This is a genomic window from Intrasporangium sp. DVR (genome assembly GCF_040365325.1).
In the GTDB taxonomy this organism is placed as follows: domain Bacteria; phylum Actinomycetota; class Actinomycetes; order Actinomycetales; family Dermatophilaceae; genus Intrasporangium.
This window is the reverse complement of record NZ_BAABZW010000002.1, coordinates 51,337-63,984: the sequence shown is the minus strand read 5'-3', so window position 1 is coordinate 63,984 and position 12,648 is coordinate 51,337. Positions and strand designations below refer to the sequence as shown.

Below are 12,648 nucleotides of genomic sequence, written 5' to 3'. Positions count from 1 at the left end.
TTCAACCTGTCCCTCCTCAGGACGACGACAGCGCTTCAGCACCGCCACCGTCCCCTGAGGAGGGGCCCCAACCCGCACACGGGCGAGGCAAACGGACTTCGTGTCGAGCAGATCCCGCGACCGTCAGCGGGCAGAACTCATGACCGCGACCGGGCAGCTTCGTGACCGCCTACGGGCAGTTTCCCGTGGCCGTCGACACTTGCGAGGGGCACCGATGATCTGGGCCCGACCGTCGGAGCCCGGCGCCAGCTCTGCCCGACAGCACGCCTCTCCCGATGTCGGCGCCGCCTCGCGGCAACTTGGGGACAAGGACCTTCTAGAGAGCTCGGTAGGCTTCTGAGAGGTGACATCGGTGGTGTCCCGCCCAAACAACTGAGAGGAGCGTGTGGCACATGTGTGGCACAACACCAGCGACAAGAACGGATCCGGCCGTAAAGTAGCCAGACTGAGCCATAACGGAATCCGGGCCTTTCGGAAACCCTGAACCGGCACAAAACGTCCTCATAATCCGTCCGTCCAGGGTTCAAGCCCCTGCTGCCCCACCAGCGGCCAACGTCAGCCAATCGCTCGAGGCCGAGCATTACCGTCGCTTCCTCGAGTCGCCTGAGCGTTATCTGCGCCACCTGCTCGATCGACCGCTCCCCCCGCTGAGGTTCCACCGAGCTGGTGAACGGGGCCACACTTGGTCCCCACTTGGTCCCGGGGAGGAGGGCGGTGGCATGTCGACATTCGTTCCGGGGGCGGAGCTGAGCAGGCGACTGTACGACGAGGTCGTGCAACCCGTCCTGAGCGCCGGGTTCGCCCAGCTGCCGCACTCTGCAGCACTCCTCGGACGGGGGTCTGAGGTGCTCGGCTTCGATGACGAGATGTCGACCGACCACGACTGGAAGCCGCGTGTGTCGGTCTTCCTCGCTGACGAGGACGAGCCCCGCTATGGTGCGGCGGTCCGGGAAGCGCTGCAGCGGGGGCTACCGCCGACGTTCGCTGGTCACCGGATCGCCCACGAGGTCACCACCGTCCGCGGACACGTCAGGGAGCAGCTGGAGCTGGACATCGACCGTGCCATCGAGCCACGCGACTGGCTGACCCTGCCGGAGCACGGGCTGCGCATGTTCACCTCGGGGGTCGTCTTCCACGACGAGGTGGGCCTGCAGTGGGCGAGGCGGCGTCTGGCCTACTACCCGCGCGATGTCTGGCTGTACCTGCTGATCACTGCGTGGTGGCGCGTCCATCCGGAGATGAACTTGGTCGGCAGAGCGGGAGCCGCCGGCGACGAGCTGGGCTCCGCCCTGATCGGGGCGCGTCTGGTTCACGACCTCATGCGGCTCGCCTTCCTCATGGAACGGCAGTACGCGCCGTACTCGAAATGGTTCGGAACGGCGTTCTCGCGTCTTGGGTGCGGCCCGGAGCTGACGCCGATCCTGTGGAACGTCCTGCGCGCGGAGACCTGGCAGGACCGCGAAGCCGCCTTGATGATGGCCTACGAAAGGCTGGTCCTGATGCACAACGGGCTCGGCCTGACCACTCCGGTGACGACGCAGGTCGTACAGTTGTGGAATCGGCCCTTCAAGGTCGCCTGGGCCGACATCCCGGACCTGCTTCTGCCCCTGATCCACGACCCAGCGGTCCTGAGCATCGCACGGAGGTGGCCGGTCGGACCTGTCGACCAAGTCCGCGAGCTGATCTGGGCACCGGGGAACCGACCCCTGCTGCTTCGGCTCTTCGACCAGGATGCCCCCCTCAGGCCCGACCGGGACCTCGGAGGCAGCCAAGGGAGCACTCGGTAGGAACCCCGAGCCACCGCGGCTCACTTCGGGACCTCCTGATCGCGAAAACCACTGGAACGGCTCCGCCGTGCGTCGTTACCGTGGTCGCGCCCTGTCGCCTTGCCGAGAGCGTGCCGATGTACACCCTGTGAGACCTCCCGAGCGCTGATCTCGTCGCGCGTCACGCATCCGCGCCGCGCCCCCGTCATTGCGGACCTCTCACTGGAGTCGGTGTATCCCCGTGCCCAAGAGCTGGGCCGTCGTGCCCACGAGCCTGCCCATCATTCTCCGCCGGTGCCACGTGTGTGCCTCCAAGCACTTCCAGGCCAGCGGCACGTTCCGTGTCAACGCCAACCACAAGCTCCTCGACGCCTGGCTCCTGGTCCTGTGCAGCGTTTGCCGGGACACCACCAAGCTCACCGTCCTGGAGCGGGCGAACGTGCGCTCCGTACGACCTGAGCTGCTGGACCGGCTCCACCACAACGACCCGGGCCTGGTGGCCGAGCTGCTCCAGGACCCGAGCCTGCTGCGCCGAAACCGGGTCCTCCTCGACTGGAGCGACGCCTGGCGTCTCGACACCGACGGCTCGGAGCTGCTCGAGGACGAGGCGATCGACATCTCGGTCCGGTTTGCGGCGCGGATCCCGGTACGGCCGGTGCGACTCATCGCAGAAGGCTTCAGCCTCTCGCGAGCTGAGGTCGCGAGACTCGTCGCTGCGGGGAAGATCGACTCGCCAGTCCGACTGAGCAGCAAGCGTTCCGGCGACTTCACCTTCACATTCGAGCGCTGAGTGCTCCACATGGTTGACGAGGGGGCGACCCGCTCGACCCGCCGCGTCAGCGGCCGTGCACCTGCGCGAGGAGGGCGGCGTAGCGCTCGCGCACATCGGAGCGGTCGCCCGGTGGCACGTCGTACTCCGAGTCGACGACGAGACGCCAGTCAGGCGGCTGGGCCGCGCCGGACAGCGCCCAGGCTGCCTGCCGGGCGGCTCCCACGGCGACGTACTCGGCGGGGCGGGGCACCCTGACAGGCGCGCGGAACAGGCCCGGCGCGATCTCGCGGACGGCACGGGAGGCGGCCGCACCGCCGATGAGGAGCACGCGCTCGACACGGACTCGCTTGTCGCGCAGCGCATCGACGCCGGCCACGAGGTTGCACAGCATGCCCTCGACGGCGGCTCGGGCCAGGTTCTGCGGGGTCGCGTTCGACCGGGTGAGCCCACTGAGCGTTCCCGTCGCGGTCGGCAGGTCGGGCGTCCGCTCCCCGTCCAGGTAGGGCAGCAGGCTCAGCCCGCCAGCTCCTGAGTCCCCTTCCAGCGCGAGCCGATCGAGGGTCTCGAGATCGACACCGAGCATCGCCGACGCTGCGGTCAGGACACGAGCGGCATTGAGCGTGCACATGAGCGGCAGGTGGCGTCCGGTGGCGTCGGCGAACCCGGCGATCGCGCCTGACTCGTCGCGGATGGCCCGATCATGGGGGGTGAAGACGGCGCCGCTCGTGCCCAGCGACACGACGACGTCACCCGGCTCGAGCGTCAGCCCGAGGGCGGCCCCCATGTTGTCGCCCGTTCCGGCGCCCACCACCATTCCGTCGGCCGTTCGCCCAGCCGGTACCGACGGGCCGAGCACCTCCGGCACGTCGACGACCCGGCCGAACGCCAGCTCGAGCAGGTCGGTGCGGTACTCCCCCGTTGCCGCCGACCAGTAGCCGGTGCCCGACGCGTCACCCCGGTCGGTCGTCCATCGCTCGAAACCATTGCCCTGCTGGAGAATCCGGCCCGTCACCCAGTCGTGGGGCAGCACCACGCGGGCTACGCGGGCGGCGTTGTGCGGCTCGTGCTCGGCGAGCCAGCGCAGCTTGGTCACGGTGAAGCTGGGGACCAGCACCAGTCCCACGGCATCGACCCAGGCGCCGACCCCGCCGAGCTCACGGGTCAGCTCGGCAGCCGCCACCGCGCTACGGGTGTCGTTCCACAGGAGTGCATCACGAACCACGGCGTCCTGCTCGTCGAGCGCGACCATGCCGTGCTGCTGGCCGCCGACGGCGATGGCCGAGACGCCGTCGAGGATCCCGTTGCCCGACGCGGCTTGGTACGCCTCCCACCACCGGTCCGGGTGGACCTCCGTCGCGTCCGGGTGGGCTGCCTTGGCCGCGCGGACCACCTCGCCGGTCTCCGCGTCGCACACGACGACCTTGGTCGACTGGGTGGAGCTGTCCACCCCGGCCACGAGGGTCCGGGCGCTCATGCCACGCCCCCCTTCGGCGGCCGGTCAGCCACGGAGGTCACGCTCCCGGCGGGCCTCCAACGTCGCACGGGCCCCCTTGGCGTGCAGCGAGTCGAGCCCAGCGGCATACGCCTCGGTGAAGCGCGGGTCCTGCGAGAGCCGGCCGAAGAGGTCGGGGTCCCGGATGAACGCGAGCGTGTCCTCGCTCTGGCGAGCGGCCGCTGCCATGACCCTGTCCCTGATACGGTCCACGACCTCGATGGGCGCGCCCTGCTCGTCGATGCCCTCGGCATATCGGGCCCACGACGCCACGACGAGCGCCGAGCGCTCGATCTCGCCGCCGGTCTCGAGGTTGCGGTTGATGACCGGCACGAGCCACTTCGGGATGCGGTCCGAGCTCTCGGCGCACAGCCGCGCGAGCGTGTCACGCACCTCGGGGTTGGCGAACCGCTCGATGAGCTGGTGGCGGTAGGCGTCGAGGTCGACGCCGGGGACGTCGGGCAGCGTCGGGCTGCCCTCCCGCTCCATGTAGCCGAGGAGGAACTCGACGAAGAGCGGGTCCTGGCACACCTCGTGCGCGTAGCGGTAACCGGAGAGGTAACCGAGGTAGCACAGGGCCTGGTGGCTTGCGTTGAGCAGGCGCAGCTTCATCAGCTCGTAGGGCACGACGTCGTCGACGAGCTGCACGCCGGCGTCCTCGAGCGGTGGCCGGCCATCGGTGAAGTGGTCCTCGAGGACCCACTGGGTGAAGGGCTCGCACACGACGGGCCAGCCGTCCGCGATCCCGAACTCGTCGGCGAGGCGCTCGACGTCCTCGGGGGCGGTCACCGGCGTGATCCGGTCGACCATGCTGTTGGGGAAGGCGACGTGCTCGTCCATCCAGTCGGCGAGGCCGGGGTCCTTGAGCCGGGCAAAAGCCGTCATCATCCGCCGCGCCACGTCACCGTTGCCCGGCAGGTTGTCGCACGACATGACGGTGAAAGGCTTCTCCCCCGCCGCCCGTCGGGCCGCGAGCGCGGCAACGATGTAGCCGAAGACGGTCCGCGGCACCGCGCCCTCGGTGAGGTCGGCCTGGATCGCCGGGTCGTCGACGTCGAACTCGCCGGTGACCTGGTTGACGAGGTAGCCGCCCTCGGTGATGGTGAGCGAGACGATCCGGGTGCGTGCATCCGCCAGCCGGTCGACGACGGCTTGCGGGTCGTCCGGCGCGAAGATCATCTCGACGATGCTGCCGATGACGCGAGGCTCGCGATGGCCGTCGGGGTGCTTGACGACCAGCGTGTACAGGCCGTCCTGGGCCGTCAGCGTGTCGACGACCCGTTGGTCCTGCGGGAGGGCCCCGACGCCACAGATCCCCCACTCGAGCGCGCGTCCGTCCCGCATGAGCCGGTCCAGGTACATCGCCTCGTGGGCGCGGTGGAACCCGCCCACGCCGAAGTGGACGATGCTCGCCGTGATGGAAGATCGGTCGTATGCCGCTGGGCTCGCCTCCGGGGGAAGGGTGCCCAACGTCGTGGCGGAGAGGGGAACGGCGGTCCCGCTCCCAGTGGCAGTGCTCATCGGGTCTCCTCTGTGGACGGGTCGGTTGCGCTCAGTGGTTCTCGGCCAGGCTCCACATCGTCCACAGCTCGGTCCGCATGCGACGCGGTTGGCGCAGCGTGTACGCGACCGCCTCGGCGATGTCCTCGGGCTCCATGAAGGTCCCCTCGGAGGGGTCCTTGTCCCCGAAGCGGCCGTCGGCCGCCGCGAAGGGGGTGTTGACCCCCGCCGGGGCGATGGTCGTGGTGCGGATGCCCTCGGTGCGCAGCTCACGGTCGAGTGCGTGTCCCAGGTTGATCTGCGCGCCCTTCGTGGCGGCGTAGACCGCCTCCTTGCCACCGCCGATGAGCAGGCCGGCGACGGAGCCGATGACGACGATGTCGCCGCCGTCGCCCTGGGCTCGGAACTGACGGACGGCCGCCCGAGCCAGCCACACGGTGCCCTTGACGTTGACGTCGATCATCCGGGCGCAGTCCTCGGCTGAGTAGTCGAGCAGGCCTCCGTAGTAGCCGATCGCTGCGTTGGCCACCACCGAGTCGACGCGGCCGAAGGCTGCGACCCCGGCAGCGACCAGCGCGTCAGCGGTGGACTCCTCCCGGACGTCCCCGAGGCTGACGGCGAGCCGGCTGTCGTCCCAGTCCCGGCGCAGCTCGTCGAGGGGCTCGGCGCGGAGGTCGCCGGCGACGACACGGCCGCCGGCCTCGAGGACGACCCGCGCGATGGCTCCACCGATCGCCCCGCCGGCCCCGGTCACCGCCACCACGGTGTCCTGCAGGCTGCGTGCGTAGTGGTCCATCGGAGCTCCTCGGCGGGTGGGTGGGTGGTTCGTGCTCACTTGATCGCTCCCATGGACAGCCCACGGACGAGCTGCTTCTGCGCGACCCAGCCGGCGATGATGACCGGCAGCGCCGCGATCGTCGCCGCCGCCGAGAGCACGGCGAGGAACTGTCCTCGTCCGTCGACGAAGCTGCCGAGGAACGGTGGAGTCGTGCGGGCCGCCGAGCTGGTCAGCAGCAGGGCGAGGAAGTACTCGTTCCACGCGAAGATGAAGCTGATCAACGCGGCAGCTGCGACGCCGGGCAGCACGAGCGGAAGGACGATCCGGACGAGCTCGCGGAAGAGGCCAGCGCCGTCGACCCGGGCCGCCTCGATGATCTCGAACGGAACCTCGAGGAAGAACGAGCGCATCATCCAGACGGTCACGGGCAGATTCACCGCCCCGTAGACGATCGCGAGCATGTAGATGTTGTCGAGCAGCCCGACGGTCTTGAGGATCATGAAGAGCGGGAGCACGACGGCGGCGAGCGGCATGAAGCGCGTCGAGATGAAGAAGCTCAGCGCCCCCTCGACCGACTTGACCCTGCGGATGCTCAGCGCGTACGCGGCCGGGATCGCCAGACCGACGGAGATGATCGTCGCCGTGATCGACGCGGTGAGGGAGTTCTGCAGATAGCCGGCCATCCCACGGTCCATCGCCAGCCGGTAGCCGTCCGTCACGGGCGTGAAGAAGACCTTGGGGTTGACCGAGGACGCGATCGCCTCGGGCTTGAACCCGTTGACGAACATCCAGAACACCGGGAAGAAGAAGATCAGTACCAGTGCCCAGGTGAGAATGTTGATGAGGGTGTTCTTTAGTGCGGCGCTCATCGGCTGCCTCCTGCCATGAAGACCTTGAACAGGGTTTTGAGGGCGACCGTGGCGACGATGACCGTGAGGATCACCGTGACGACGCCGTACGCGGCCGCCTGCCCGACGTCGAGCCCGATGAAGGCGCGCTCGTAGAGCAGGTAGGCGAGGGTCTTGGTCCCGCCGGTGCCCTTGGTGAGGATCGCGATGGGGTCGAACACCTGCAGGATGATGACGGAACCGAGGAGCACGCCGATCTCGATGTACATCCGCAGGTGCGGCAGCGTGATCCAGGTGAACGTGCGCCACGGGCCGGCGCCGTCCACCGCCGCCGCCTCCAACGTCTCCTTGGACTGGCCCTGCAGTCCCGCGAGCAGGATCAGCATCATGAACGGGGTGAACTGCCAGGTCAGCACGATGACGACCGTGGCGAGCGGATAGTTGGTGCTCCACGACACCGTGTCGAGCCCGACCGACCGCAGCATCCAGTTGACCATCCCGATGTTCGTGTCGAACATCGAGAACTTCCAGATCAGCGCGGCCGCGGCCGGCATGATCAGGAAGGGCGTGATCATCAGCGTCCGCGCGAGCGCCCGGCCCGGCAGGTTGCGGTCCAGCAGGATCGCGAAGACGAGGCCGAGCAGGAGCGAGAGCACGACCGAGAGGGCCGTGATCAGCACCGTCGCCACGATGGAGGGCCACAGCTCCCCGGAGGTGAGCGCGCTGCGGAAGTTGTCGAAGCCGCTGAAGCCGCGGTCCTCGGGGTAGAGCAGGTTCCACTTCATCGCCGAGAAGCCGATGGTGACGATGAACGGGACCTGCGTCAGCAGGATGAGGAAGATCACCGCCGGAAGAAGCAGGCCACGGTTCGTCCAGAGCTGCCTGCGCTGGACGCGGCGGCGATCGGTCGCCGCGGCGGCCTCTACCTCGTCGAGGTTCGTGTGCGTCGTCTTCGTGGTCGTGGTCATGGCGACACTCCCTTGTGCGACCGGGGATGGGACGAAGGCGACCGAGGGTCACTCGGTGCCGTGAGATGTGGTGCCGCGGTGCGGGACGGTGCCGGCCTGACTCTCGGCAGGCCGGCACCGTTCCTCACTCCGTGCAGCTCACTTGTGCTTCTCGCCGGCGGTCTGCGCGTCGGCCTGGCACTTGCCCAGCGCGTCGTCGACCGATGAGCGGCCCGCGAGGTAGTCCGCGACGTACTGCGCGCACTTGTTGCCGACGTCCTGGAACTCGGGGATCGAGACGTACTGGATACCGACCCAGGGCTGCGGGTTGACGCCCGGCTGCTTGGGGTCGACGGCGCTCATGACCTCGAGGGTGATCGGTGCGTAAGCCTTCGCCGCTTCCTTGTACTGCGGGATCTCGTAGGTCGAGGTGCGAGCACCGGGCGGCACGTTGGACCAGCCGATCTTCTCGCCGACGAGCTGGTGGTACTCCTTGCTCGTCGCCCACTTGACGAACTTCACCGCGGCGTCCTTGTTCTTCGTCGTCGCAGGCACCGCGAGGTTCCAGCTCCACAGCCAGCCGGACTCCTCGGTCTTGTTGACCGGCATGTGGGCGTAGCCCATCTTGCCCTTCACCGGCGAGTCGTCGGCCTCGAGCATCGAGGCGGCGACGGACGCGTCGGCCCACATCGCGGCCTTCCCCTCCTTGAGGGCGGTCAGACACTCGTTGAAGCTGTAGGAAACCGGGTCCTTCTCGCCGGACTCGTCGAGCATCGTCTTGTAGAAGGTCACGGCCTCCTTCCACTCCGGGGTGTCGACCGTGGCGTCCCACTGCTCGTTGTACCAGTTGCCGCCGAACGTCTGGACGACGGTGGTGAGCGGGGCGAAGAGGTCTCCCCACCCGGGCTTGCCGCGCATGCAGATGCCGGACATCTCAGGGCTGTTGACCTTCTTCGCCGCCTCGGCCACCTCCTGCCACGTCGGGTTGTTCCCGATGGTGACGCCGGCCTTGTCGAGGGCCTCCTTGTTGTACATGAGGATCGACGACTCGCCGTAGAAGGGGACGGCGTAGAGCTTGCCCTCGTGCGTCAGTGCGTCGCGCACCGGCGGCAGCAGGTCGTTCACGTCGTACGCCGAGTCCGACTGGAGCTCCGGCGTGAGGTCGAGGAGCCACCCGTTGGCACCCCACTGCGGCGTCTCGTAGGCGCCGATCGTCACGATGTCGTACTGGCCGGCGCCGCTCGCGACGTCAGCGGTGACGGAGCTGCGCAGGTCCCCCTCCTCCATGACCTGGAAGTTGACCTTCACCCCGGGGTTGGCCGTCTCGTACTCCGTCTTGAGCTTCTCCATGTCCTTCATCTGGCCGTTGTTCACCGTGGCCAGGTTGAGGGTGACGGATCCGCCCGCGCCGGCCGTCCCGTCGCCCGTCGAGACGGCGCCGGACGAGCACGCGGCCACCGACATCGACAGGACCACCAGGCCCGATCCGACCGTCAGCATGCGTCTCTTCGCAAGCATTCCTAACTCCTTTGGTAGGCAATTCATCTCGTTCCGTCCGTCCCCGGTTTTGCAGATCCGCCGGCCGACGCCCACGTGAGCCTGGACGAGACGTCCGCCGTGGTTCGCAACTGGAACTTCTCGGAACGGTAAGAGCCGCTCATCAGCGTCAACAAGGACCAACGCCCACCCGTTGTTGATACTATTTTTCGCACAGCACGCCCGGAGGAGGCTGCGATGGGGAATCGTCCCGGACCCGCTGGTGGTCCGCCTCGCGCCGAGGACCCGCCGTCGGACCGGGGCCTCCCCGCGGGCCTGTCGAGCACCCCCACGCTGCGCCGTGAGGTCATCCCTCCCCACCCGCAGGCGTCGGTACGGGTCCTCACCCATGACTTCCCGAGCGAGATCTGCGGGTGGGGTTACCACCCGGAGTACGAGATCCACCTCATCACCAAGACCCGGGGCAGCTTCATCGCCGGTGACCACATCGGCACCTTCGCTCCCGGCCACGTCAGCCTGATGGGCCCGAACCTCCCCCACGACTGGGTCAGCGACCTCGCCGAGGGGCAGGTCGCCGTCGACCGCGATGCCGTCATCCAGTTCAGCGACGAGTGGATCCGGGGCGCGATGGAACACCTCCCGGAGCTCGCCGAGGTGTCCGAGGTGCTGAACCGGTCGACGCGCGGCCTCGTCTTCTCGGGTGCCACTGCATGGCGGGCCGCGGAGACGATCCTCGCGTGTGTGCACAGCAGTGGGGTCGAGCGGCTGGGGCACCTGTTCAAGGTGCTCAGCCTGTTCGCCCACGCCCCCTCGGACGAGTACGAGGTGGTTGCGAGTGAATGGCTCGGACGGCCCACGGATGCTGCCGCCCGCGACGCCGGCGAGGCAGGCCTGAGCTACATCTTCGAGAACCTCACCGGCGACATCCGCCTATCCACCGCTGCTCGGGTGGCCTACATGTCCGAGCCCACGTTCTCCAAGTACTTCAAGGCGGCGACGGGCATGACGTTCTCGAACATGGTCAAGAAGCTGCGCATCGCCTATGCCCGTCGCCTGCTCGACACGACTGAGCATCCGGTCTCCCAGGTCGCGACGATGAGCGGCTATCACAACATCGCCAACTTCAACCGGCAGTTCCTCGCCGAGGTGGGCACGACACCGACCGTGTACCGGCGACTCGAGTCGGCCCAGAAGCCACCCCCGGAGCTGTTCAGCCTCGGCCTGCGAGCACCGTCGGACTGACGCGCGCGACGGACGGATATACCCCACGGGGTACCATGGGTGAGACCGTCAGCCTGCTGCCGGTCACACAGCCCGAGGGTCACTGGAGGTGACGAGCTCGTGTTCGGTTCCCACCCCGGCCCGGGGGCCCCATGGATCTGGCTCAGCCTGCTCCTGGTCGGACTCGCCGTGCTCGCCTGGGGCCTGATCGAGGCCCGTCGCCGCAGTGCCGGCCCGGGCACCGGGAGCCAGCCGCGGCCGGAGGACATTCTCCGTGAGCGCTTCGCCCGGGGCGAGATCACCGAGGAGGACTTCCGACAACGGCTGCGGGCACTCCGGGATGGCTGACCTCAGCCGGCGAGCTGCCCTACGGCTGGCCGGGCTCGGGGCCGTGACGGCGACGGTTGGCGCCGTGGGGCTCTGGCGAACGACGGCCGGCCAGGAAAGCCGACTCGCCGACTCGGGACTGACGTTGGCCGAGCCCGAGGTGTTGAGCAGCGTGGACGGCCGGCTCGAGGTCGAGCTCGTCGCTGCCCGAGGGGTGCGCTTGGCGGGACGGCAGACGCGGGCGCTGGGCTACGCAGGGACCAGCCCGGGCCCCACCATGCGGGTCAACCCGGGCGACACCCTCAGGGTGACTCTGACGAACCGCCTGGAAGCGACCACGAACCTGCACACCCACGGTCTGCACGTGTCCCCAGCAGGCAAGGGCGACAATCCCTTCCGGATGGTGGAGCCCGGCGAGTCCGCCCAGTACGAGTTCGCGATTCCGCAGGACCATCCCGCTGGCACGTTCTGGTACCACCCACACCATCACGGCACGGTCGCCGACCAGGTCTTCGGGGGACTGTTCGGGGCCCTCATCGTGGCCGGACAGGACGAGCCGGATCTGCCCGAGCGGCTCCTCGTGGTCAGCGACATCTCCCTCGACGCAGCCGACTTCCCGACCGACCCCTCGCTTCCCGAGGTCATGATGGGTCGGGAAGGCAAGCTCGTCCTCGTGAACGGCCAGCACCAGCCCCGGATCGACCTGGTCGCGGGAGCGGTCGAACGATGGCGGGTGGTCAACGCGTGTGTGTCCCGCTTCCTGCGGCTTGCGCTCGACGGCCACCAGCTCGGCCTTCTCGGGATCGACGGACAGGCACTCACCTCGCCGACCCCGGTGGACACCGTGACACTGGCTCCCGGCAACCGAGCCGACCTCGTCGTCACGGCAGCCCGCGGCGGCAGTCACGCTCTGCGGACGCTCTCCGTCGACCGGGGCGGCATGGGCATGATGGGCGGCAACCACACCTCACCGGAGGCCGTGGTCGCCGAGGTCCGAGTGGACGAGGCGGGCCAGTCCCCCGGCGCGGTCGCACTGCAGCCGTCCTGGCCCGACCGAGTCCTCCCGGACCTGCGGGCCCGTGCGGTCGACCGGCGTCGGAAGATCACGTTCACGATGGGGATGATGGGGATGGGGATGGGGATGGAGGGTATGGCGTTCGGCTTCGACGGCCGGGAGTTCGACCCGGAGCGCGTCGACCAGGACCCCCGGCTCGGCACGGTCGAGGAGTGGACCGTCGTCAACACCACGCCCATGGACCACCCGTTCCACCTCCACGTCTGGCCCATGCAGGTGGTCCGCGGCCGGGACACGTCAGCCGACAGCAGGCCCGACTGGCGCGACGTCGTCATCGTCCCCACCAACAGCGAGGTCCACGTGCGGATCTCGTTCGATGACGTCGGCGGACGAACGGTCTATCACTGCCACATCCTCGACCATGAGGATCGCGGCATGATGGGGGTCGTCCGGACGACCGGCTGACCCAGCCGCGGCCTGAGCCG

11 protein-coding genes are annotated in these 12,648 nt (G+C 68.6%); 5 read left to right on the top strand and 6 right to left on the bottom strand.

Annotation, left to right across the window (positions count from 1 at the left end; genetic code table 11):
* Positions 1-719 precede the first annotated feature (719 nt).
* The gene (locus ABWV20_RS02885) at positions 720-1,787 is read left to right on the top strand and encodes a DUF4037 domain-containing protein (protein ID WP_353353276.1); all 1,068 of its coding nucleotides are present in this window, start codon (positions 720-722) and stop codon (positions 1,785-1,787) included.
* Between the two features lie 220 nt (positions 1,788-2,007).
* Positions 2,008-2,556: a DUF1062 domain-containing protein gene (locus ABWV20_RS02880; RefSeq protein ID WP_353353275.1), complete on the top strand. Its 549-nt coding sequence runs from the start codon at positions 2,008-2,010 to the stop codon at positions 2,554-2,556.
* A 46-nt stretch (positions 2,557-2,602) separates the two neighbouring features.
* Here ABWV20_RS02880 and xylB read toward each other — a convergent pair whose 3' ends face one another.
* From xylB to ABWV20_RS02850, 6 genes are all read right to left on the bottom strand, one after another.
* Entirely contained in the window at positions 2,603-4,012 is a 1,410-nt protein-coding gene (gene xylB / locus ABWV20_RS02875; protein WP_353353274.1) for a xylulokinase, read from the bottom strand.
* Positions 4,013-4,036: 24 nt separating this feature from the next.
* Positions 4,037-5,551 carry a mannitol dehydrogenase family protein gene (locus ABWV20_RS02870; RefSeq protein WP_353353273.1) on the bottom strand — a complete coding sequence of 505 codons (1,515 nt, stop codon included), beginning with the start codon at positions 5,549-5,551 and terminating at the stop codon, positions 4,037-4,039.
* Between the two features lie 31 nt (positions 5,552-5,582).
* Positions 5,583-6,326 (bottom strand): SDR family oxidoreductase, encoded by a 744-nt coding sequence (locus tag ABWV20_RS02865; RefSeq protein ID WP_353353272.1) that lies wholly within the window; start codon positions 6,324-6,326, stop codon positions 5,583-5,585.
* Between the two features lie 35 nt (positions 6,327-6,361).
* Positions 6,362-7,177: a carbohydrate ABC transporter permease gene (locus tag ABWV20_RS02860; protein WP_353353270.1), complete on the bottom strand. Its 816-nt coding sequence runs from the start codon at positions 7,175-7,177 to the stop codon at positions 6,362-6,364.
* Entirely contained in the window at positions 7,174-8,124 is a 951-nt protein-coding gene (locus ABWV20_RS02855; RefSeq protein WP_353353269.1) for a carbohydrate ABC transporter permease, read from the bottom strand. The genes ABWV20_RS02860 and ABWV20_RS02855 overlap by 4 nt, the downstream gene beginning before the upstream one ends.
* 138 nt (positions 8,125-8,262) lie before the next feature.
* Positions 8,263-9,621 carry an ABC transporter substrate-binding protein gene (locus ABWV20_RS02850; RefSeq protein ID WP_353353268.1) on the bottom strand — a complete coding sequence of 453 codons (1,359 nt, stop codon included), beginning with the start codon at positions 9,619-9,621 and terminating at the stop codon, positions 8,263-8,265.
* A 216-nt stretch (positions 9,622-9,837) separates the two neighbouring features.
* On the opposite strand from ABWV20_RS02850, the gene ABWV20_RS02845 reads away from it, so the two are divergent.
* From ABWV20_RS02845 to ABWV20_RS02835, 3 genes are all read left to right on the top strand, one after another.
* Positions 9,838-10,842: an AraC family transcriptional regulator gene (locus ABWV20_RS02845; protein ID WP_353353267.1), complete on the top strand. Its 1,005-nt coding sequence runs from the start codon at positions 9,838-9,840 to the stop codon at positions 10,840-10,842.
* 99 nt (positions 10,843-10,941) lie between these two features.
* Positions 10,942-11,169 (top strand): SHOCT domain-containing protein, encoded by a 228-nt coding sequence (locus tag ABWV20_RS02840; RefSeq protein WP_353353266.1) that lies wholly within the window; start codon positions 10,942-10,944, stop codon positions 11,167-11,169.
* The gene (locus ABWV20_RS02835; protein WP_353353265.1) at positions 11,162-12,628 is read left to right on the top strand and encodes a multicopper oxidase family protein; all 1,467 of its coding nucleotides are present in this window, start codon (positions 11,162-11,164) and stop codon (positions 12,626-12,628) included. The genes ABWV20_RS02840 and ABWV20_RS02835 overlap by 8 nt, the downstream gene beginning before the upstream one ends.
* Positions 12,629-12,648: the final 20 nt, after the last annotated feature.